The organism is Rhodobacteraceae bacterium LMO-JJ12 (assembly GCA_021555075.1).
Classification (GTDB): domain Bacteria; phylum Pseudomonadota; class Alphaproteobacteria; order Rhodobacterales; family Rhodobacteraceae; genus JAKGBX01.
The window spans coordinates 156,863-179,392 of the sequence record JAKGBX010000003.1 but is presented as its reverse complement, the minus strand read 5'-3'; the positions used below and the strand labels follow the sequence as shown (position 1 = coordinate 179,392).

The window sequence follows — 22,530 nt, the reverse complement described above, 5'->3', positions numbered from 1 at the left end:
AGGTAGTATTGCAATGCCTATCAGTCACGCGGTCTGGACCGTTTCGAAAAACCCACAAGAAATCAGGCAAGGAATTTTGCCATCAGAGCAATTGCCGGAAGACATGATCATCGATCAGCCGCGTATTCTATCTTCCGAATGGATGCTCATCGGCCGACAGAACGATACCGGATTTGGCGGTCGCATTGATCTGTTGGCCATCGCGCCAGACGGGTCGCTTGTCTTGGTCGAACTCAAACGCGATCGCACACCTCGTGAGGTCGTGGCCCAAGCTCTGGATTACGCCGCTTGGATCGAAAGCCTGGATGCTGACGATGTCGTTCGGATCTACGCCCGTTTCCGTCAAGGCCAAAGCCTCTCCAACGATTTCCAACAGCGGTTCGGCCAGCCTCTCGATGAGGAAATGATAAATCAGACCCATCAGGTCGTTATCGTCGCAGCGACCTTGGACGCCAGCAGCGAACGTATCGTCAACTACCTCAATGATCGTGGCCTCGCTATCAACGTTTTATTTTTCCAAGTCTTCGATCACGGCGAAAGTCAGCTCTTGAGCCGCGCATGGCTGATTGACCCTGGAGACGTTCAGGTGCAGGCAGCAAGTACCGGAAAGCGGGGTGAAAAGGAGCCGTGGAATGGTGAATATTACGTCAGTTTCGGCGCAGGCGTGTCTCGAAGCTGGGACGAAGCGATGCGCCATGGCTTCATCTCCGGCGGCGGCGGCACTTGGTATAGCAACTCGCTCCGCATGCTGAGCGAGGGCGATCGTATCTGGGCTAAAATTCCCGGGAAAGGCTTCGTCGGTGTAGGCCGCGTTACAGGGGGCCGGGTCGCCGCTAACGACTTCGTCGTCGATGGCAGACCCTCGCTCGAAGTACTTCAGGCCGACTATCACCGCGAATTCGCCGATGATCCAGAAAAGGCTGAATACTTCGTTCCTGTCGAGTGGGAACACACAGTTTCGGAGGATAAAGCGATACAGGAGGTCGGGATGTTCGGAAATCAAAATACGGTGTGCAAACCGGTGACCCCGTCGTGGCGCACTACCGTGGAAAGATTGAAGACAACCCTCGTCAAAACTCCGGGTTCAGCGTCCGCTTGATCAAGAAATGACGCAGCGCAAGTCACCCTCTCGAACCCGGTGGTCTATCGTCTTGAATGATGTCGTTTGGTGGCGTTGAGCGGCAGGGCGAGTGCAACCCAGTCATTGCGGACCGTACTCCCCACGATCCAGACATTGGACGATGAGTTCATGGTTGGCAGATCGATGATGTAAAGCGCAATCGTCGAGCCGGATAGGAGTCGAGCAGCCGCCTGTGCTGGCCAACCCACCGTACCGGAGAATTTTTCTTACGTTTAAAATCAACATCTTAACGGACAATTTCCAACCTTTTTTGCGTTTTCAGCCTCCTAATCGCTTCGGGAATTTTCGGATCAACCAATTTTCTCCTTGAGCCGGGTGCGATCGGTGCCCTGCCAGAACCAAGAAGGAGCAAGAAATTGGATCACCCCCATAACGATAACGGGTTCGAGTTGAGCCAAGCAAGCGATGGCAGTTCGCTCACGTACGCCGCTGCTGCCAACACGAACTCAGAGGCCACGCTGCCAGCGCGCCCTGTGACCGCGCGTACGCCAGCTGTCGGCGCAAAGAAGCATTTCGCCTGCGCTTTCGTGCACGGGCCGGGTGCCGGTTGCGTGATGAACACGGAAAGCCTCACGGAGAAGCGTGTGGCGCTTGTATTGCTCGCCCGGCCCGATATCGTGAACCTGGAAAACCAGGTCCTGTTCAACTGGCAAGCCGAGGATGGATCGAAGAAGAGGCACTTCTTCGATTTTCGGGCAACGATGGCTGACGGCAGCCGGGTTGCGATAATGGTCAAGTATGACAAAAAACTCGCGGATGAGGTTTTTCGTGACTTGATCGGCTGTATCGCCGCACAGGTCACCCCGGACTTCGCGGAGCGCGTGACAATGATGACGGAGAAGCATCTCGATCCCGACGATGTTTATAATGCGACGCTTTTCAATGCCGTGCGAAAGCCGGACCCCGAGGCGGACGCCGCCATGCGGAACGCGGTTGCGGGTCTGGTTGGCGCGGCGAAGATCGGCGATCTGGTCGAGCATACCGGCCTTGGCGGCCGTGGCTTTCGCTCGATCGCGCGGCTTGTCGGCGCCCGTGAACTCGAACTCCAGCGCCCGGCGCGGATCGATTACGACACCCACATCATCCGGAGGGCCGCGTGATGCTCGATCTTTTGCCCAGCCCGACCCTGCCGCGCTTTGCCTTCGGAAAACATGACGAAATCGTCATGGAAGGTATCTCCTACCGCGCCATCGATTGCAGTGATGGTGGTTACGTGTTTGCTCGCACGGATGGCACCGGCGTCGCAGAATCCTTCTCCCATGCGGTTCTGTCGCAACGTGTCACGCTTGGCGGGCTCCAGCACCGCCGCGATGCTTTCTTGCCCGAGAGCGCGAAGCGGCGGCTGAGGGCACCGGCACAGGAGCTCTCCCCTCTCCCGCTGAAGCAGCAGCAGAAAGCCAAGTACCATGAATCCCTGGTGCGCGCATTCCTCGAGATGGAAGCCGAGGGGAAGGTCAAACGCACTGAGAAATCGGCTAATGCGGCTTTGCGCGAGGTAAAGTTCCGGGCTGGAAAGTACCTGTCGATCCCGAGCGAAGGCGACACGATCGAGACTGGCGGCAACAAGATGATCGTACCGACAAAGATCAGCGCGAGCCGGCTTCTAAAGCGCGTCGCCGCTTTCAGCCGCGACGGCATGTCGGCACTTTACGGTCGTGGGGCAAATAGCCGACGCATCCGCCGCATTGGTCCTGAAGAGCTTGCGCTTCTTTCGAAGACTGTGCGGAATTACCTGGTCATGGAACAACCTTCAATTGCCCAGGTGGTCGAAGATGTGCGCGATGCGTTCATCGCCGAAAACCTTCGGCGCGAAGAACTTCGCAAGAAAGAGGAGAAAGGCAAAAAAGGGAAGAAAGCCAAATCTCCTTTGGTCATGCCATCACGTGAAACAGTCCGTCTCGAGATCAAGAAGCTCGACCCGTTCGAAGTCGACATTGCCCGGTTCGGGCTGGACGAGGCGCGCAAGCGCAACGCGCCTGTCGGCAAGGGCCTCGAGCTGACCCGGCCGCTCGAGCGGGTCGAGATGGATGAGTGGAAAGTCGATCTCATGACCTTGCTTGCCACATCCGGAATCTGGTCAATCCTCAGCGACAAGGAGAAAGCCAGCTTTGGTCTCGAAGAGGGCAAGAGGACACGCTGGTACCTGACCGCCGCGATCTGCACTACCACCCGCTGCATACTCGGTATGAAGCTCTCGCGAGTGCCGAGCGCACGTAGCGCAATGCAGACCATCGACATGATCGTGCGTGACAAGGGGCAATGGACTGATGCTGTAGGGGCACTGACCCCCTGGAACATGTCGGGCACGCCGGAGCTGATCGTTACCGATTGCGGTTCTGCCTTCATCGATTTTGACACCCGGGTCGGTGCAGCCGACCTCGGGATCAATATCGATGCCGGGCCCGCCGGGATGCCCGAGTTTCGGGCCAGGATCGAGCGGATGTTCGGCACGATGGCGAACAACTTCATCGGGCGATTCTCCGGGCGCACCTTCAGCAACACGGTCGTCAAAGGCGATTACGATGCCGAAGAGCGCGCAGCCCTGACCATCGAGGACCTGAGCGAGGCGCTGGTCCGCTGGGTTGTGGATGTCTACCACCGCCGCCCCCATGCCGGGCTCAATGGCGAAACCCCGCTGAATTGCTGGAACAGGTTGGTTGCGAAGTATGGTGTCGCGCCGATGCCGTCCGTGAAACTGCGGCGCAAGGCGCTCGGCACGCGGTTGGAGAAAACCGTCACGAAGAAGGGAATCACCGTGCTGGGCATTCGATATCATTCGAAGGTACTCGCCCGCTGGTTCATGCATACCACGTCAAAGAAGGTCCGGGTCCGCTTCTATTCGGAGGATATCGGCGCCATCGCGGTGGAACTGAATGGCCATTGGATCGAAGTGCCCTCGGTGCTCAAGGGCTATAGGGGCGAGCGCGCCCAGACCTGGATCCTGGCCGCGCAAGACATCCGAGCATCGGTCGCGGCGCAGACAAAAATCGACGAGGTGGTCATATTCAAGGCGATGTCCCGGATTCGGGAGATCAACGCCAACGCCCTGGCCCGCCAGAGGCTCCTGGTTGATGACTACTCCAAGGAGCGCTTGGCTGAGCTTGAGGATAGGCTTCTCGTCGGGTTCGAGGTAGACGAAACGCCGCGTGAGGCGCAGATGCCTCCCGCGACCGATGGTCTGGGCCTCGAGCTTCCGACGTCGCACTCCCGGGCCGCACAAACTTCGGAGGTGCCCGATGGCAGTATCTCCGGGCCGACGGCCGACGACGGTGCCGAGACCTGGAGTTTTGGCGACAAGTAGGCGCCCCATGCATGCCCTCGAGCTGGGCCCCCGCAGTCATCCACGGCTGCGGGGGCCTTTCTTTTTCCGCCGCCGGGTGAGGGCGAACACTGGGCCCGAACCCGGTATGCCAGCGCATGGAAGGCGGTTCCTTCTCCGCTGATCTTGTCATCACCCGGCGTGGTGGAGCCGGCTAATGACAAAATCCTGCGAGATTTTCTTCCGGATCGAAGTTTTTTTCTTCGCCTTACTGGGAAACAGCCAATGTCCTTCATAGGAGACGAGAATATGAGCTCGGCTGCCCGGACATGACCAAAGGAGAGCATCCGCGAACACTCGACTGCAGACAGGCTTGATGCTGCCACGAATGGCAGACGCGCAACAAAAAGGAGGACCACCATGCTGCGTAAAATACTTGCCAAGACCCTGTCCGCAGACCCAGGGCTTACTGCCGTCCGCTCCCATTTCGTCGAAACCGGGGCCGCATTGTGCAATGCTGCCGGGCTAATCAACGGCGCTGCAGGCACCGCCCGCGTCCTGCGGCTGATGTCCGACCTACGCGAGGCGACATGCCTCAATCGCGGGATCCGGCACAAGCTGGTCGATCTGCACCGGCTACTGTCCCTCGACCCGGTCTTTGAGGGGTTTGAGCCGGACCTTTCGTCCTGGGTGCTTTTCGATCCTGGCTGCCCTGAAGTCGAGCAGATCTGCCTTCTCACCGACGGGCTTTTCGACCTGCTGGTCGAAATCGGCGAGCGAGACGAGCACCGGGGCGCCTTGGCGCTGACCTTGCGCAAACAGGACGCCGCCTGAAATGGCTCGCCGACCGCAACCGGCTGGCGAGATGGACTCCACCCATCGGCGCCCTGCGCGATGAAAGGAAGAAGCAATGAAATATCACGATCACCTGTCGCTCGAAGACCTCTGGGCACGCATCTTGCTCGGGCTCGATGTCATGCATGACGCGGTCCAGTGCGACTCCACACCCCTTTCTGCGACAAATCTCAATGCTCTGTTGCGCGCGCTTGCCGCTCTGCGCCACGAGGGGCCGCTCGCATCAACCTCAGTCGATCACATCGGCTCTGTGCTCGGTATCCTGGAGGAGGCGGTTGCACGCGAAACTCTGGGCCACCGGAACGTCTTCGACGGGGTCCATGACCCGGAAGATGGCGCAGTCGGCCGGGTCAGATCGGTGCCAATCCTGTCGGAAGCGGGCACCGAGCTCGACGCGCATCTGGCGTATTTCAGGACGGTGCTGGCCATGCGCGACCTTCTCGCCGCCCGCGTCGATGCAGAGCTTCAGATCGCCAGTCTGAAAGCCGCCTGACGCAGAGCTAACCCTCAAGCTGGGTATGGCGGCCCCCCGATACGGGACCATCAGGCGCAGACACTCGAAGGCCGCGGGATTGCCCGCGGCCTTTTACGTTTGCGGCATCCTCCCCAACCATTGACAAGCGCCCGGCAACCCGTCCTGTCCAAAAGGAGATCCCGCGCTCATCCTTTAGCGAGATTCTTTGAATTTTTTTTAGTTTCCGTTTCCGTTGACTGACGCCCGGACCCATGTTCTGTTCAGGAAGCCAGCCTTAGGCGGAAATCGCGAAGAGCAGTGAAAATCACGCTGCAAACGCGATTTTCCTCGATGGCCGCCGTTAAGTTGTAAAATGGCCATTTTTTCCCGAAAATGGCCAAAATTAGCTTGTCGTCATAATAGGAACTACCGCGGGCCCCTAAGAACATTTCGAATGCCCACAGCTTCCGCAGGTCATGCAGCCTTCCACCATGCGCAAATCATATTGCCCGCAATTCGGACAGGCTGGCCCCTTGGGGCGTTCGTCAAGGTTCACCACTTGCGCTTGGGGGTCGGATTTCAAGCCCATCCCCTCGCCTTCGATAAAGCCAATGGCGATCATATGGCGCTCGATCACGCCGCCAATCGCCGCCAAAATCGAAGGGATGTATTTCCCCTGCACCCACGCCCCGCCGCGCGGGTCGAACACGGCTTTCAACTCCTCAACCACAAACGAGACATCGCCACCGCGCCGAAACACCGCCGAAATCATCCGGGTCAGTGCCACGGTCCAGGCAAAATGCTCCATGTTTTTGGAGTTGATGAACACCTCGAACGGGCGGCGATGGCCGTTGATGATGATATCGTTGATGGTGATATAAAGCGCATGTTCGCTGTCGGGCCATTTCACTTTATAGGTCGAGCCTTCCAGCGATTGCGGCCGGTCCAGCGGTTCGGTCATATAGACCACATCGCCATGCGGGGTCAGCGGTTCGGCGTCGGTGTTGGAAATGAGTTCGGGGGCCAACTCCCGATGCTTACCAATCAATGCGCTCACATCAACGTCCAGAGCTTTTGCGAGAGCGACTACAGTATCTGTTCGCGGACTCTGACTTCTCCCATCAATAATATCAGTTACGGCGCGTGCATTTAGACCAGCCTTTTTTGACAACGTCGCTGCCTTAAGATTGTTCGATGCCATAAGATCTTTTAATCTTGCTGCGATATCGACAGGCTTCTCCCCCCCAACACTCAAAACACTCCCCGTCACATCATTTGGGCGATAGGTCGTGCAGCCTTTGCAGCCGGTATCCCACGCCTGCATGTAGACGTCCTTGAACGCATCAAACGAGATATCTTCGGGCACGTTGATCGTCTTGGAAATGCTTGAATCCACCCATTTCTGCGCTGCCGCCTGCATCTTCACATGGTCTTGCGGTGCCAGCGTCTGGGCATCGACAAAATGCTCGGGCAAGGGTGCGTCGCCAAACTTCTCACGCCACAGCGCGACGGCATAATCCACCACTTCTTCCTCGGTGCGCGAGCCATCTTTTTGCAAAACCTTGCGGGTATAGGCATAGGCAAACACCGGCTCGATCCCGGATGAGACATTCCCGGCATAAAGCGAGATCGTCCCCGTCGGCGCAATCGACGTCAACAACGCGTTACGAATGCCATGCTCGGCAATCGCATCTCGCACGTCGGCGTCCATATGGGTAAGCGATCCGCTCTCAAGGTATTTTTCCGCATCAAACAGCGGAAACGCGCCCTTTTCGCGCGCTAGCCCGACTGACGCCAGATAGGCCGCCCGCGCAATCGCCTTCAGCCAAACTTCCGTCTGCGCCGCCGCCTCGTCGCTACCATAGCGCAAACCCACCATCAAAAGCGCATCCGCCAGACCGGTCACACCCAACCCGATCCGCCGCTTGGCCTGCGCCTCACGTGCCTGTGCCTCCAAAGGAAAGCCGCTGGCATCCACGGTGTTATCCATCATCCGCACGGCGGTTGCGACCAGCTCGTCCAAGGCGCGCACATCAATCTCTGCGCCTTTCTCAAACGGTGCCTTTACCAGACGCGCCATATTGATCGAGCCAAGCAAACAAGCTCCATAAGGCGGCAATGGTTGCTCACCACACGGGTTGGTCGCGGCAATCTCCTCACAGTAGTTAAGGTTGTTCATCTGGTTGATCCGGTCGATGAAAATCACCCCCGGCTCGGCATAATCATAGGTCGCCTGCATGATCAAGTTCCACAGATCACGCGCCTCGACAGTATGATAAATCTTGTCGCCGAATTTCAATTCCCACGTGCCGCCCGCTTTTACCGCGTCCATAAAATCATCGGTGATCAGCACCGACATATTGAACATGCGGAGCCGCGCGGAATCGCGTTTTGCGCTGATAAAATCCTCGATGTCGGGGTGATCACAGCGCATCGTCGCCATCATCGCACCGCGGCGCGACCCTGCGCTCATGATCGTGCGGCACATCGCGTCCCACACATCCATAAAGCTGAGCGGGCCGCTTGCATCCGCCGAAACCCCCAACACATCCGCACCCCTTGGCCGGATGGTGGAAAAGTCATAACCGATGCCGCCGCCCTGCTGCATGGTCAGTGCGGCCTCTTTCAGACCTTCGAAAATTCCGCCCATACTGTCGGGTATGGTGCCCATAACGAAGCAGTTGAACAGCGTCACCTTGCGCGCCGTGCCCGCCCCCGCCGTGATCCGCCCGGCAGGCAGGAATTTGAAATCTTCCAACGCGCTGTAAAACCGCTCTTCCCAGGCATCCGCGTCGGCCTCGGGTTTGGCCAATGCCCGCGCAATCCGCCGCCAGCTGTCCTCAACCGAAAGATCGACCGGCGTGCCGTCGGCTTCTTTCAGGCGATATTTCATATCCCAGATCTGTTCGGCGATGGGGGCGGCAAAACGGCTCATATCATGTCATCCGGTCGGTAGGTTGCAAGGCGGACTCAAGGCATCCGACGCATACTGAGAGCGACAGGCACGGGCAACACCTAAACAAAGGGCCATCCCGAATCTCGCTCAACGGTGCAGTTCCCGGGCAACTGTGAAGTCACACCCACTGGCAGAATCGGCGGAAGACTTTTACCCTACCACATCTAGGGGGAACAATTGAAGAACTTCGTGCATATTGTGAAACTTTCTGTCGGAAGCGAAAGCGTCGAAACTCTCGCCGCTTGGCAGAAGATCCGTGCCTCCGAGACCCCGGATGGCCTGCCCTATCATGTCACACGCATGTGGCCCAAGCGCGAGAAAGAACTGCTCAACGGCGGCTCGATCTATTGGGTCATCAAGGGCGCCATCCAATGCCGCCAGCGGTTCTTGCGCCTCGACGAAATGATCGGCGATGACGGCATCCGCCGCTGCGCCATGGTGCTCGACCCTGAATTACACCACACCACCGCCGCCCTCAAACGCCCATTTCAGGGCTGGCGCTATCTCGACCCCGCCGATGCCCCGCCCGATCTCTCCAAGTCCCGCGCCAGCGACGACGACCTGCCCCCTGACCTCTCGGCCCGCCTGGCCGAAATCGGCGTGCTTTGATCCATCATATGCCAGCGATTTGCGAGACCGGGACGCGACCTGCCTTCGGCACTCCACCCGCATCATTGTGACGACCAAGTCGTGACAGCCATCTGCGCAGCACTCAGGGCGGCGTCATAAGCAACTTCCCGCCATCCCTCCCACGCTCCTCGGAACCAGCAACGCAAACCGGCGTTGAGCCTACATGCAACCGCAACACAGGAGCAGAAATCATGACCACCACAACCGAGACCACAAACACACTCGTCTCCTCGTCAAACGTAACCGGAACCGAGGTCTATGGCCGCGATGGCAGCAATATCGGCGCAATCGATCATCTGATGATCGACAAGACATCTGGCAAAGTTGCCTATGCCGTTATGGGCTTTGGTGGCTTTCTTGGGATCGGCGAAGAGCATTATCCCGTGCCGTGGCACGCGCTTCGCTACAGCCCCGAACAAAACGGTTTCGTAACCGATCTTACCGAGGAAACCGTCAAGGGTGCCCCCGAGCCCCAAGATCGCTGGCATGCTGATCGCGAATGGGAGCGCCGCACCCACGAACATTACGGCGCGCCGTTCTACTGGCTCTAACCACTCACGTCGCGAGACTGGCCAACTCGGGCTGCCGCGTCCCCTCCCGGCGCGGCGGCCCATTCAGGCGTTTCGAGATAAACTTGATTAACGGGTTTGTCTTGAGACGCCCACACTGTTGAAGTGTTGCGCGGAGTTTCTACTCATCCCTGCCACAGATTTAGCAAGAAACGCTTTAGTCGATTTCAAGCTTATCCTTCAAGACGGCCATAAGCTGCAGGTCTGCTTTGCTCCATTTGGCACTTCGCGCCCGGAAAAGCGTCGCCTGACTCTTCAGGATCAGCCCATCATCCAGCATCTTCAAATGATTGGCCCGCAGCGTGTCGCCCGTCGAGGTGATATCGGCCACCGCCTCGGCGGTCTCGTTCTTTACCGTGCCCTCGGTCGCGCCCTGACTGTCAACCAGCTGATAATCCGCAACCCCATGCTCTCGCAGGAAGTCACGCACCAACCGGTGGTATTTCGTGGCAATCCTCAGGCGAAATCCGTGCTTGGCCCGAAACGCCGCCGCCGCCGCATCCAGATCATCCAGAATATCCACATCCACCCAACAAGACGGCACTGCAATGATCAGATCCGCATGGCCAAAGCCCAGCGGCGCCAACTCCTCGACCTGCCGCTCCCAAGCGCCCAGCTTTTCGCGCACCAGATCGGTTCCCGTCACACCAAGATGAATACGCCCAGCGGCCATCTCGCGCGGAATTTCCCCCGCCGACAGCAGGACCAATTCAACCCCATCGATGCCTCCGACGGCTGCCGCATATTCCCGCTCTGACCCGGTTCGCATCAACGTGATGCCGCGCTGCCCGAACCAGTGGAATGTCTTCTCCATCAACCGACCCTTTGACGGCACGCCCAGCTTGATCGTCATAGCCGTCCCTCCCTCAGGCCAAGCATCAGGCCGGGCCGCACCACGCCGCCCACCGCCGGTATTTCACGCGCCGCCTTGCCATTGCCCTGCCCCAATCTCCGGGTCAGCGCATCATAGCGCCCACCCGTCGCCACGGCGGGCAGATCGGGGCGCGCATCGGCATAAAACCCGAACACGAAGCCGTCGTAATACTCCATCTGAGTGCGCCCATAGGTCGCTTCGAATTCCAACTGCGCCACATCAACACCGCGCTGCGACAACGCCTCGCCCCGCGCGTCCAGCCGCTCAACCGCGCCGCCAATCGCGGGCATGTCCACCGCGATGTCGCGCAACCGTTCCAACGCATAAGGCATCGTTTCGCGCACGCCCAAAAGCGCGTCCATCAAATCAACCTCACCCGCCGCAATCGCCGGTGCCTCCGCATCGTCGCGCAACGCCGCAATCCGGGCTTCCACTTCGGCGCGACTGCGCAGCCCGATCTCGGGCCCCGCCTCAGCAAAGGCGTCCTCCGCCGCCAACAATGCTTCGCGGCTGGGTGGCATAGGCACGCGCCCCGAATACCGGTCGATCAGCGCGCGAAACCGGCGCGGCCGCCAGATATGACGCATCAAGGCCGCCTTGCGCCGCTCCGTCGTGTTCAGCCCGCTGACAGCCGCCGTCAAAATCCCGATATCACCCGTCGCCGCGCGCACCGGCAGGCCGATCAACGCAGTCTGGATCAGCGCAAAAACCTCGGCATCCGCCGCCGCCGGATTGTCGCGTTCAAACACCTCATAACCTACCTGAAGGTATTCATTGGCCCGCTCCGCATCGTCTTCCTGACGACGAAACACCTCGCCTGCATAGGTATAGCGCGCCGGTTCCGCGCCATGCGCCATATGCATCTGCACCACCGGAACAGTGAAATCCGGGCGCAACATCTGCTCACCGCGCAAAGCATCCGATGTCACATAGGCGCGCGCGCGAATATCCTCGCCATAAAGGTCAAGCAGGGTTTCCGCAGGCAGCAATATCGCCGCCTCAATCGCCGTTGCCCCCGCCGCCTCAAACGCCCGCATCAATCGCGCCGCTTCGGCCCGGTTCGCCGCTCTTTGTGGCATCTCAGTCCGCCTGCCCGGCAAGGATTTCACGCACCTTGGCCACCAATTCCGTGCGCTTCACCTCAAACTGGCTCGGGCGCTCTTTCCATTCTTCCAGTGTGGCGTTTTCGGCAATCTTTGCGCCCAAAATCAAATCCTTGATCTGCACCCGCCCCGCCTCGAATTCCTCACTCCCGGCAATCACCGCCACCGGGCTTTCGCGCTTATCGGCATACTTAAGCTGATTGCCAAAATTCTTTGGATTGCCCAGATACACTTCGGCGCGAATACCCGCCGCGCGCAACTCGCCCACCATCGCCTGATAGTCTGCCATCCTCTCGCGATCCATCACTGTGACCACGACTGGTCCCTGCGATTTTGAGACGATCCGCCCCTTCTCACGCAGCGCCGCCAACAAGCGATCCACGCCGATGGAAACCCCGGTCGCGGGAACCGCCTGACCAGTAAACCGCTTGACCAGATCGTCATAGCGCCCACCACCCGCAACCGATCCAAACTGCCGCTTGCGCCCCTTTTCGTCGAGGATTTCAAAGGTCAACTCCGCCTCATAAACCGGCCCGGTGTAGTAACCGAGGCCGCGCACAACGGAGGGGTCGATAACGATCCGGTCGGGACCATAACCTTGCGCCGCCAAAAGCGCGGCAATCTCTTCCAACTCCGCGACGCCTTCGGCACCAATCGCGCTTGCGCCAATCGCTTCACGCAAATTCGCCAATGTCGCGCCATTATCCGCACCCTTTGAGGTCAGAAACCGCACTACCGGCTCGGCCTGCGCATCGCTTAAACCCACACCGTCGATGTACGCGCCCGAGGCATCCAAACGCCCCTTGCCCAGCAACTCACGAACACCAGCTTCGCCGACCTTGTCAAACTTGTCGATGGTGCGCAGCACGGCATCGCGCGCCTCGCCCTCGCCGACATTCATCACTTCCAACACACCATTCAAAACCTTGCGGTTGTTCACCCGCACGATGTAATCGCCGCGCTCAATCCCAACCTTCTCAAGACAATCGGCCAGCATCGCGCAAATCTCGGCGTCCGCCGCCACGTTTGAGCTGCCCACCGTATCCGCATCGCACTGGTAAAACTGACGATACCGCCCCGGTCCCGGCTTTTCGTTGCGCCACACCGGCCCCATGGCATAGCGCCGATAAGGTGTGGGCAAATCATTGCGGTGCTGGGCATAAACCCGCGCCAAAGGTGCTGTCAGATCATAGCGCAGAGCCAGCCAATCGCCCTTGTCGCCGTCATCATCTTCCTGCCAAGCGAACACACCTTCATTCGGGCGGTCCACATCCGGCAGAAACTTGCCCAGCGCCTCAACCGTCTCAACCGCGCTGCTTTCCAACGCGTCAAACCCATAGGCGTGATAGACCCCGGCAATCTTTTGCAGCATCTCGGCGCGTTCGGTCACATCCGTACCAAAATAATCGCGAAAGCCCTTGGGCGTGATCGCCTTGGGGCGCGGGGCTTTTTTCTGCTTGGCCATAGGGGCTTTTCCTTGCCTTGAACTTGCGCCTTGCCTCTACCGGATGGCCCGCGCAGGGGCAAGGTGGTGGTTGGACGCCGAACCCCACCACATTCACCCGCCCCTCTTTCATCTTGCCCAAAGTATCCCGGGGGCGCGGGGGCAGAGCCCCCGCCAATCGCCGCCCACAGCCCCCCGAACGGCCCTTGACCGCTCCGCCCCTCCACGTCAGAAGAAACTCATGGAACGGCTCGAAGAAAAAATCGCCCATCTCGAACGCACCGTCGATGATCTCAGCACGATCATCGCCACGCAGGCCGAGGACATAGACACGCTCAAACGCCGGGTCGAAATGCTGATGCGCCGCGAAGGGGAACGCGAAGCCGCCAGTGGCAGCCATACGTTCGGCGCCTCTGAACCACCCCCGCCGCACTACTGATCCAAATCGCGCCCCAGAAATTCCAGACAGACCGCCAACAACTCATCCGTCGCCGGGCAGGACGGCACAAACAGATGGTTATTGCTCTCCAACACCCGCAATTCCGCCCCCGCGATATGCGCCGCCAGAAAACGCGCCTGTGACATCGGATTGACCGCATCGTTGCTGGCATGAACCACCAATGTCGGCGCGACGATCTTGGCAAGCGCGTCACTCACATCCAAGTGATCCAGCGCCGTTCTGATCTTCAACGCCATTTCGGGCGTGGCCGACGCCTGTTGTGTCTCAACCAGACTGTCGCGTTCCGCTTTGGTGGCATCCGGGCAAAACACCGCCGTAAAGGCCGAGACAAACGCGCTTCCCGGCTTGCCCCACCCGGCGCGGATCATCGCCTTCATCGCTTCGGCCTCTTCCACACGCATCCCGCCATCGCGCAGCGCACGCCCTTGGGCAAATCCGCCATAAAGCACCAAACGGCTCACCCGCTCGGGGAATTCAGCGGCAAATTTCACGGCGATTGGCACGCCTTGCGAAATCCCCAGGATCGGAAACCGCTCCAACCCCGCCTTATCGGCCACAGCCAACATATCCTCGATATAGCGCTCAATCGTTAGTTCCTCAGCATCCGGCTGTGACAGCCCCATTCCGCGCATGTCATAGCGCACGAGCCTATGCGCGCGGCTCAACGTCTGAAGAAACGGGCGAAACACCGATTGCCGCCAATCGACCTCAAGATGGGTCAGAAAATGCCCCGCACGCATCAACGGCGGCCCGCTGCCCGACACGCCATAGGCGATGCTGGTGCCATCCTTTGACGTGGTATAGCGGATGGTTTGCGGGATGTCGGATGCAGCCTGCGGCGCGGGTCCCGCACCGCTCCCTTCGGCAATAACCGCCGCCACCATCTCGAACCCCCGACGCGGCACAGTTCTGATCACCGCCTGCGCCTTGCCGGTATCCCCTACAGCACGGCGCGCCGCATTGATCCGCGCGCTGATCGTCGCCTCCGACACGATCCGCCCGCCCCAGACCACCTCGATCAGTTGATCCTTGCTCACCATCGCCCCGGCGTTCTGCGCAAGCAATTCCAACAGATCAAACACCTGCGGCTCGACCGACACTGCCTCACCATCGCGCAACAACCCACGGCGGTCGGTATCAAGAACGCAATTGGCAAAGCGATAGCGCATGAAATTCTGCTTTCCCTTGGGAATGCAGCAACGATCAGGCGAAACCCAACGAAAATCAAGGAAATCTCAAGGGCTTCTAAAGGTGTTCTTCAAGTGGGGCAGCGCATCGGCAGGCATGCTGATCTCATCAACGTGGAAGGAACACCAGATGACACAGCAACCCGATTACAAAACCCTAGCCGACGGTTCGATTGATTATGCCTATTACTTTGCCCGCACTCGCCAAATTCGTGCCCAAAGCTATCATGAGGCCCTGAAATCACTTTTTCGCATGCTGACTGGCTTTTTGCGGCCCCGCCCCCCTGTCAAAGCGACACCCCCTGCCAACGTCACACAGCGCGCCGGGCGCACTTACCGCGCGAAATCAGCCACCGCGTCGCGACAGGCACGCCGCCAGACCCAAGCGTAAAATCCCCGGCAAGAGGCGGAGCAATCCGCCTCAGCCTTCCTTGTCCAACGCCACCACCTTGCCATCGCTCAGCAACAGATTGGTCCAGCCCTGCGCGCCCTCAAACCGATTATAAAGGCTCAGGAACACAGTGTCTTTCTCCAGCCGCGAAATCTTGGAACCGCAAGGTTTCGTCCGGCTAACGCCACACTTGCTGGATTTCACCTTTTCATAGGCAATATCGGTCGGCTTTCTGCTGCGCTCGTTAACAGGCAGGCCATAGCGCAGCGCCTCATACATGCCGGGCGAGCCGAACACTGCCAACGCGGCGGTAAACTGGCGTGGGCACCCATCGGCAAAGCCGGTGATGAAGAAACTATGCAGCCCAACGTGCCCCGGCGCGCTGTCATAAACCCGGTATTTCGTGCCGCGCTCTGGGTATTTGGCGACGACCTGACCCAGTTTCGACCCCTTGGCATGGCAGGCGCGCGCGATCTCGCCATAGGGAAGAACCTCGCCCGCCAGAACCTCACGCAGGTTAGACGCCCCAGGCCCGGCCGATTTTGAGCCGCCAAAAAATCCCCGGCGCGTATTGCTCTGACGCGTCGGCGCAACGCTCGGCGCCGCCTCAAGCGAGGCCAGTTGGACCGTCTGCGCAGATTCGCCCGCAGCGACCTCACCGGGCGCATCCCCCGCAGCTTTGGTCTTGGAACTTCCGCCAAACAACCAGCCGCGCTTGCGTGGGGCGGCGGTTTCAACCGTCTGCACTGTCTCGACCCGAGCGGCATCAGCGGAAGCGTCATCGCTCCCAGTCTCAGTTGCCACGTCGGCCTCAGCCTCCGGCGTCACCTGCCGTTTGCGCATCAAGCGTTGAAACAAACCGACGCTCTCATCGCTTTCCTGGGGTGCTGCCACCGCTTCAACCACGGGCGAAGCATCCGCCACATCCACATCCTCAATCCGCTGGACATTGGCCAGCGGATCACCGCCGCAAGCCGACAAAACCACAAGCGCCGTGAATAAAGAAACAGATCTGAGCATGACATCCCCCCAAGCGCAACGCCTGCCCCCATATCTGATTCCGCAGCCCCCGGTCCAGCAGCCCGGCGTTTTACGCTGGGTTTCGGCTTAACTCCGCGCGCCGCGCGCCGCCGTCAGCCGCCCCAAAGCGCCAATCACAAACAGCCCGATACTCACCGCAAAGACCCCGAGCACAAACGCGATCAGCCCCGCCAGCATCGAAGGCATTGCCCCAAGCCCCGGCAAGACCGCATCCAGCCCGGACCAGAGCGCGCCCGTCCAAAGCACATGCCCCATCGTCATTGCCAACCAGATCAACACCAGCGCAGCGCCCGCCCCGGTCAGCCCCCGTACCAGCCCCGCGCCCTTGCGCGCGCGAATGCCGTGGCGAAACGCAGCAACCTGACGCTGAACATCCGACTGTATCGCCATCAGCGCAGGCACCACCATCAGAACCAGCACCATGCCAAAGCCAAGGCCGTAAACCAGTGTGATGACCGTCGGCTTGAGAAATAGCGCCTGCTGCGAGCGTTCATAGAGCAACGGTGCAAGGCCGATCACCGTCGTCGCCGTGGTCAGAAACACGGGCCGCAACCGATCCGCTGCGCCATCAATGATTGACGGCACCAGCCCACGTTCGCTGGCATATTCGTCAATGGTTGTGACCAACACAATGGAATCATTTATAATAATCCCGATCATCCCCAACAGCCCCACCACCGTGAACATGCTTAGCGGCACATCCCACGCTGCATGGCCATAGATCGTACCGACCAACCCGAAAGGAATAATCGCCATCACCACCAGCGGTCTGGTCCAACTCGAAAACACCCATGCCAGCACCAGATAGATACCCGTTAGACACAGCAACAACCCAAGCTTGGCATCAGCGAGGAATTCCTCCTCCTGCTCAGAAAGCCCGGCAAGCTGCCATTCCACCTGATGACGCGCGGCGATATCGGGCAGAATTTCCTGCTCCAACGCCCGCATGATCTCGGCAGCGCGCGCCGGATCATCTTCGGAAATATCGCCGGTGACCGACACGGTGCGAATACCATTCTCCCGCTTCACCATCGAGAACCCGGCGCGGTGCTGCACGCTCACGATATCGGCCAGCGGCACATATGCGCCCGATGGCGTGCGCATCTGGCTGCGTTCCATGAAATCCGCCGTCAACTCCCCCTTGGGCAGCTCCACGCGAATTTCGGCGCTGCGTGGCCCGTCGGGATAGGTCGCCGCCTCAAGCCCGTTCAGACGATGCCGCAGCACCCGCCCCAACCCATCAATGGTAAAGCCCAACGCTTGCCCTTGCGCCGTCAATTCAAGGATCAACTCGTCCTTGTCATAAGGCAGACTATCCTCAACCGCACTCACTTCGGGATAGCGCAGCAAAGCGGTTTTCAACGCCTCCGACGCCGCCTTCAGCGTCTCGGCCTCCGCACCAAAAAACTGCACGTCCAGCGCATCGCCTCCCGGCCCTGAACGCCAGCCGCGAAAGCTCAGTACCTCAACCAGCGGATGGTGTTCCACGCGATCCTGCAATTCGGCGACAAAGGCAAAGCTGGAATAAGGCCGCAGATCGGCATCAATCAGCTCGATTGCAATGCCCCCCAACAAATCGGCATCCTTGGTTTCGGCACCGGGCAAATCACGCCCCGAATTGCCCCCCACCTCGGCAATCACATAATCAATCGGATTGCGCCCATAGCGCTCCTCATATTCCGCACCCAGCGTATCGACTGCGGCTTGCAGCGAATGCATTTGCGCAATCGAATCCGCACGTATCGCCCCCGGCGCCATGGCGAAATTGCCGGTCACTGAACCGCGCTCGGGCGAATTGAAAAACCGCCATTGCACATCGCCGCGAATGAAACTCGCCGCTTGCACTGCCAATAACAAGACCGCCCCCGCCAACACCGGATAGCGCGCCCAGACAACTCCGGCGATAAACGGGCGAAACAGCCACTGACGCACCCACACAAAGCCGCGATTGACCAACCTTGAGGGCAGATCATACCAATGCTCTTTGGCCGAATGTTTCAGAGCATGCGCCATGTGATTGGGCAGGATCAGAAAGCACTCCACAAGGCTCGCCACCAAGACCATGATCACGGTAAACGGAATATCGGCAATCATATCGCCGAACCGCCCTGAAATAACGGTCAGCCCGAAAAACGCGATGATTGTGGTCAGCGTCGAGGCAAAGACAGGCAACGACATACGCCGCGCCGCGTTCTCCGCCGCCTCTAACGGCTTCTCGCCCAATTGCTTGACCCGCGCATCGGCGTGCTCCCCCACCACAATGGCATCATCCACCACAATGCCCAGCGTGATGATCAGCGCGAAAAGCGAGATCATGTTGATCGTCAGCCCAAAGGCATACATCAACGCAATCGCGGTCAGCATCGACACCGGAATGCCCGCCGCCACCCAAAACGCCGTGCGCGCGTTGAGAAACAGGAACAACAGCAACAGAACCAGAACCAGCCCCATCGCGCCATTATCGATCAGGATATCAAGCCGGTCGGTAATCGCCTCGGCCCGCGTGCGGATAAGCTCGATGGACACACCGGCAGGCATTGTCGCCTGCATCTCGGCGGCCACCTTTTCGACCTGCGCCTGGATCTTGATCGCATCGCCCTGCGCCGATCTGTCGACCCGGATCGACGTCGCCGGGTTCTCACCGACATAATAGCTTCGGTTGCGGTCCATCCCCTCGCGCCGGATCTGCGCAACATCTCCCACAGTCAGCTTCGCACCGCCCGGATTGACCCGCAAAACCACCTGCGCCAACTGTTCCGGCGCCCGCTTCTCCGTGCCGGTCCGCACGCGCGTATTGGCCCCTTCCACATCCCCCGCAGGATCGGCATTGACCTCGGCGGCAACCGCCGCGGCAATCTGGGCAAAGCTGATGTCATGGGCGATCAGATTGGCCGATGTCACCTCGATCACGGTGCGCGGCGCCGCGACGCCCCGGATCGTGGTGCGCGTCACCCCTTCGGCAAACAGCCGTGAGACGAACTCATCGGCAAACCGCCCCAACTGTTCACTGCCCACCGGCCCGGTGATCACCACGTCGGTCACCCGGTCGCGCCATACGCCCCTGATGACTTCGGGTTCCTCTGCGTCCTCGGGCAGGGTTGTCACCCCATCAAGCGCCGTCTGCACATCGTCGGCGGCCCGCGCCATATCCCATCCCGGCTCAAATTCCAGAGCGATGCGCGCGCGCCCTTCCGACGACCCGGTTGAAGAACTTTCCACACCTTCCACCGCCAAAAGCACAGGCTCCAAAACCTGCACGATGGCACCGTCCAGGTCTTCGGCCCCCGCGCCTTCCCAATCGACGTTCACGCGCACGTTGTCGATGATCACATCGGGAAAAAACTGCGCACGCATCTTCGGCAAGGCAGCAAGCCCCGCCACCAGCAACATCACCAAAAGCAGGTTCGCCGCCGTCGCATGACGGGTAAAATAAGACAGGATACCGCCGGGGTTCATGCGCCCGGCCGACATTTGCAAGACCACCGATCAGGCCGCGTCACCAGACCACCCGGCGCGCCGCCATCACGCACCGCAATCGTGCACAAAGGTTCGCGCGCCCATGTCATCGCATCAGTCCGGGTTTGCATGTGCAAATCCTCATCCCCCCATCCGCGCTTCGAGCCGCTGCACCATCTGCGCAGGCACCTGCTCCTTGGTAAGCGCACTCAAAATCCGCGTCTTGACCTCGTCAGGCATCCGGTTGTTGGCCTCGATATAGGCGACCAGCCGCTCGCGCCGTTCCATGGAAAGCTCAAGCATCTCCGGCTCTGGCTCAGGCTCCGCCGCACCGCCATCAATGCGAAATGGTTTCACCTTGATCCCCGTCCCCAACAGCGGCGTGCGCGACGTCACCACGTCACGACCATCCAAATCGTCATTGCGCAGGATCACATCATCGCCCTGCCGCCGCACCAACTCGACCTCGAACTCGATCAGCCGGTCTTCCTCATCCAGCGCCAGCACCGTCCCGTCAGGCCCCAGCGCCCCAGCAGGCAGTCGGATCACGTTCTGCATCGGCGCCTCGTCGATCTCGACCGTGACAAAGTCACCCGGCTTCAATCCCCGCCCCGCATCAAGGCGCGCAAACAGCAAGCGCCCGGTCTGTCCTTCGCCAACCGCCGCGCTATCGCGGCTCAATTGGCCCTTGGCCACCAGATCAAGCCCGAACGCGTCCAGCGCCGCGCGCATATTCGCCGGCGTCAGCCGACCGTTTTCATCCAGAAGCCCCGCATAAGCCTGCGTCGAGATGCGAAACGCCACCTCAAGCGCATCACCGTCCACCAGCCGCGCCAGCCGCTCTCCCGGCGATACCAGCCCGCCCTCAACCACGGTGACCTCGCTCAACGTGCCGGAATACCCGGCCCTGATCTCGGTATCCGCCAACATGCGCATTGCCTCGCTCAGAACGATCTCGGCCCGCGCCAGCCGCGTGGCGGCCTGATTGATCCGCGCTTCGGCATTGGCCAACGCCTGCCGCTTGCCCAACACAACGGCCCGCGCAGATGACGCGGTCAACTCCGCCGCCTCCACCGCCGCATCGGTGCCAACGCCGCGTTCCTTCAAATTCACCTGCCGCTCAAACGCCCGCTCGCGCAGCGCCGCCTGCTCTCTCGCTGCCGCAACCTCGTCGCGCGCAAGATCCACCGCACTGGCCGCATCGCGCACCTCTGCTTCGGCGTCCCGCTTGTCCGAAGTCGCGCGGTCCAGCGCCGCCTGCGCCTCTGACGGGTCGATCCGTGCCAATAACTGCCCGGCCTTCACCTGCCCGCCTTCCACGAAATTGCTGGCCAGCATCACGATACTACCACCCGTGGCCGCGCGCAGATCCAGCGTGCGCCGACTTTGCACCTCGCCATAGGCGGTGAGGATCGGAGCCTCTTCGCCCAGCCGCGCCCGCACCACGTTCACGGCAAACTCTCGTTCGCGCGCCTGCGGCACCCGCGCTTCACGGTTCAACCGCTCTTGCACCGCCTCGCGCACCATGTCGCCGGCATAGACCAACACCCCCAATGTCAGAGACAAAAGGAATAGGCCGGTCAGACTTTGACGCAAAAAACGCATTTCGATCAGGCCCTTGCTGCAAACTCTTGCGATATAGATTGAATAATCTAGTGCACCACACAAAATTTCCAAGCCACAAGCATGATACGCCCCAGGCCGCAAATTCCGTCTAAAAAACTTCTAAAAATCGTCGAGCGTCAACAAAACGTCGCGAAAGTTGCCGATCAGATCAAACGATTTGACCTGATCACGGGTCAGAAATGCAAAACCTGCCCCCTCACCCAACTGCACTTCCTGCGCGCCAACCACCCGTTCCAGCGCAAAGACATGCACAATCCCCTGCGCTATCGCCTGGCTGGCAAACCGCACCATCGGACAGAGCGTATCGCCGCTCAGATCAATCCCGGTCTCCTCGCGAAACTCGCGCCGCGCCGCGGCTTCAAGCTCCTCGCCCGGCTCGACCCCGCCGCCAAACAACCCCCACAGCCCCGGCGCCGCAATGCCCTCATAGCTGTCTCTAAGCTGCATCAGAACCCGGCCTTCGCGGTCGCGCGCAAGCACCGCCGCCCCCCGCCAGATCACCTTGTCGGGTAGCGGGCCAATATCGACAAACCCGCTCACTTGCGCCTCAGATGCTCATCCAGGCGCGGCATGATCTCGACGAAATTGCACGGTTGATGGCGATAGTCCAACTGCGGCTCAAGGATATCGTCCCAGGCATCCTTGCACGCCCCCGGACTGCCCGGCAATGCGAACAGATACGTCCCCCCCGCCACGCCGCCCGTGGCCCGGCTCTGCACCGCGCTGGTTCCGATCTTCTTCATCGACACGATGGTGAAAACCGTGCCAAACGCCTCAATCTCTTTCTCATACACATCGCGATGCGCCTCGACAGTAACATCGCGCCCGGTCAACCCGGTGCCCCCGGTCGAAATGATCACGTCCACATCGTCATCCGCCACCCACGCGCGCAGTTGCGCGGAAATCAGGTCGCGTTCGTCACGCACAATAGCGCGATGCGCCAACACATGCCCCGCCTTTTCAATCCGCGCCACCAATGTGTCGCCCGAACGATCTTCCTCGGGCCTGCGCGTGTCCGATACGGTCAACACGGCAATGCGCACCGCGATGAAATCCTTGCTTTCGTCGATCCGGCTCATGCCCG

General features: G+C 60.1%; 19 protein-coding genes. 9 read left to right on the top strand and 10 right to left on the bottom strand.

Annotation, left to right across the window (positions count from 1 at the left end; all coding sequences use genetic code 11):
* Positions 1 to 13: 13 nt before the first annotated feature.
* From LZG00_17165 to LZG00_17145, 5 genes are all read left to right on the top strand, one after another.
* Complete coding sequence (locus LZG00_17165; protein ID MCF3595726.1) at positions 14 to 1,099, top strand: nuclease; 1,086 nt, start codon at positions 14 to 16, stop codon at positions 1,097 to 1,099.
* Between the two features lie 398 nt (positions 1,100 to 1,497).
* A complete protein-coding gene (locus tag LZG00_17160) occupies positions 1,498 to 2,241 on the top strand; it encodes a hypothetical protein (protein MCF3595725.1) in 744 nt (247 codons plus the stop codon).
* A complete protein-coding gene (locus tag LZG00_17155) occupies positions 2,241 to 4,442 on the top strand; it encodes a Mu transposase C-terminal domain-containing protein (GenBank protein MCF3595724.1) in 2,202 nt (733 codons plus the stop codon). Before LZG00_17160 ends, LZG00_17155 begins: the two co-directional genes overlap by 1 nt.
* Positions 4,443 to 4,820: 378 nt before the next feature.
* On the top strand, positions 4,821 to 5,234 hold the full coding sequence (locus LZG00_17150; GenBank protein ID MCF3595723.1) for a hypothetical protein: 414 nt from the start codon (positions 4,821 to 4,823) through the stop codon (positions 5,232 to 5,234).
* 76 nt (positions 5,235 to 5,310) lie between these two features.
* The gene (locus LZG00_17145; GenBank protein ID MCF3595722.1) at positions 5,311 to 5,748 is read left to right on the top strand and encodes a hypothetical protein; all 438 of its coding nucleotides are present in this window, start codon (positions 5,311 to 5,313) and stop codon (positions 5,746 to 5,748) included.
* 400 nt (positions 5,749 to 6,148) lie between these two features.
* On the opposite strand, the gene LZG00_17140 is transcribed toward LZG00_17145, so the two are convergent.
* Entirely contained in the window at positions 6,149 to 8,644 is a 2,496-nt protein-coding gene (locus LZG00_17140; protein MCF3595721.1) for an adenosylcobalamin-dependent ribonucleoside-diphosphate reductase, read from the bottom strand.
* Positions 8,645 to 8,842: 198 nt separating this feature from the next.
* On the opposite strand from LZG00_17140, the gene LZG00_17135 reads away from it, so the two are divergent.
* Positions 8,843 to 9,274 carry a DUF1489 domain-containing protein gene (locus LZG00_17135; GenBank protein MCF3595720.1) on the top strand — a complete coding sequence of 144 codons (432 nt, stop codon included), beginning with the start codon at positions 8,843 to 8,845 and terminating at the stop codon, positions 9,272 to 9,274.
* Between the two features lie 212 nt (positions 9,275 to 9,486).
* Positions 9,487 to 9,846: a PRC-barrel domain-containing protein gene (locus tag LZG00_17130; protein ID MCF3595719.1), complete on the top strand. Its 360-nt coding sequence runs from the start codon at positions 9,487 to 9,489 to the stop codon at positions 9,844 to 9,846.
* 175 nt (positions 9,847 to 10,021) lie between these two features.
* Here the strand turns inward: LZG00_17130 and hisG are convergent, their stop codons facing one another.
* Genes hisG through hisS form a run of 3 tightly spaced genes read right to left on the bottom strand, consistent with a single transcriptional unit; the run spans position 10,022 to position 13,306 of the window.
* Positions 10,022 to 10,717 carry an ATP phosphoribosyltransferase gene (gene hisG, locus LZG00_17125; protein MCF3595718.1) on the bottom strand — a complete coding sequence of 232 codons (696 nt, stop codon included), beginning with the start codon at positions 10,715 to 10,717 and terminating at the stop codon, positions 10,022 to 10,024.
* Complete coding sequence (locus tag LZG00_17120; protein ID MCF3595717.1) at positions 10,714 to 11,817, bottom strand: ATP phosphoribosyltransferase regulatory subunit; 1,104 nt, start codon at positions 11,815 to 11,817, stop codon at positions 10,714 to 10,716. Before LZG00_17120 ends, hisG begins: the two co-directional genes overlap by 4 nt.
* A 1-nt stretch (position 11,818) precedes the next feature.
* A complete protein-coding gene (gene hisS, locus LZG00_17115; GenBank protein ID MCF3595716.1) occupies positions 11,819 to 13,306 on the bottom strand; it encodes a histidine--tRNA ligase in 1,488 nt (495 codons plus the stop codon).
* 220 nt (positions 13,307 to 13,526) lie between these two features.
* On the opposite strand from hisS, the gene LZG00_17110 reads away from it, so the two are divergent.
* Positions 13,527 to 13,724 (top strand): SlyX family protein, encoded by a 198-nt coding sequence (locus LZG00_17110; protein ID MCF3595715.1) that lies wholly within the window; start codon positions 13,527 to 13,529, stop codon positions 13,722 to 13,724.
* Here LZG00_17110 and LZG00_17105 read toward each other — a convergent pair.
* Positions 13,718 to 14,914, bottom strand: a complete 1,197-nt coding sequence (locus LZG00_17105) for an alpha/beta fold hydrolase (GenBank protein ID MCF3595714.1) — start codon at positions 14,912 to 14,914, stop codon at positions 13,718 to 13,720. The genes LZG00_17110 and LZG00_17105 overlap by 7 nt on opposite strands.
* Before the next feature lie 148 nt (positions 14,915 to 15,062).
* Between LZG00_17105 and LZG00_17100 the strand changes: the two genes are divergently transcribed.
* A complete protein-coding gene (locus LZG00_17100; GenBank protein ID MCF3595713.1) occupies positions 15,063 to 15,323 on the top strand; it encodes a hypothetical protein in 261 nt (86 codons plus the stop codon).
* A 30-nt stretch (positions 15,324 to 15,353) separates the two neighbouring features.
* Here LZG00_17100 and LZG00_17095 read toward each other — a convergent pair whose 3' ends face one another.
* From LZG00_17095 to moaB, 5 genes are all read right to left on the bottom strand, one after another.
* Positions 15,354 to 16,343 (bottom strand): hypothetical protein, encoded by a 990-nt coding sequence (locus LZG00_17095; GenBank protein MCF3595712.1) that lies wholly within the window; start codon positions 16,341 to 16,343, stop codon positions 15,354 to 15,356.
* An 87-nt stretch (positions 16,344 to 16,430) separates the two neighbouring features.
* Positions 16,431 to 19,835 carry an efflux RND transporter permease subunit gene (locus LZG00_17090; protein ID MCF3595711.1) on the bottom strand — a complete coding sequence of 1,135 codons (3,405 nt, stop codon included), beginning with the start codon at positions 19,833 to 19,835 and terminating at the stop codon, positions 16,431 to 16,433.
* A 126-nt stretch (positions 19,836 to 19,961) separates the two neighbouring features.
* Positions 19,962 to 21,425, bottom strand: coding sequence for an HlyD family efflux transporter periplasmic adaptor subunit (locus LZG00_17085; protein ID MCF3595710.1), 1,464 nt, complete (start codon positions 21,423 to 21,425; stop codon positions 19,962 to 19,964).
* A 120-nt stretch (positions 21,426 to 21,545) separates the two neighbouring features.
* The gene (locus LZG00_17080; protein ID MCF3595709.1) at positions 21,546 to 21,986 is read right to left on the bottom strand and encodes an NUDIX domain-containing protein; all 441 of its coding nucleotides are present in this window, start codon (positions 21,984 to 21,986) and stop codon (positions 21,546 to 21,548) included.
* On the bottom strand, positions 21,983 to 22,525 hold the full coding sequence (gene moaB, locus LZG00_17075; GenBank protein MCF3595708.1) for a molybdenum cofactor biosynthesis protein B: 543 nt from the start codon (positions 22,523 to 22,525) through the stop codon (positions 21,983 to 21,985). Before moaB ends, LZG00_17080 begins: the two co-directional genes overlap by 4 nt.
* Between the last annotated feature and the right edge of the window lie 5 nt (positions 22,526 to 22,530).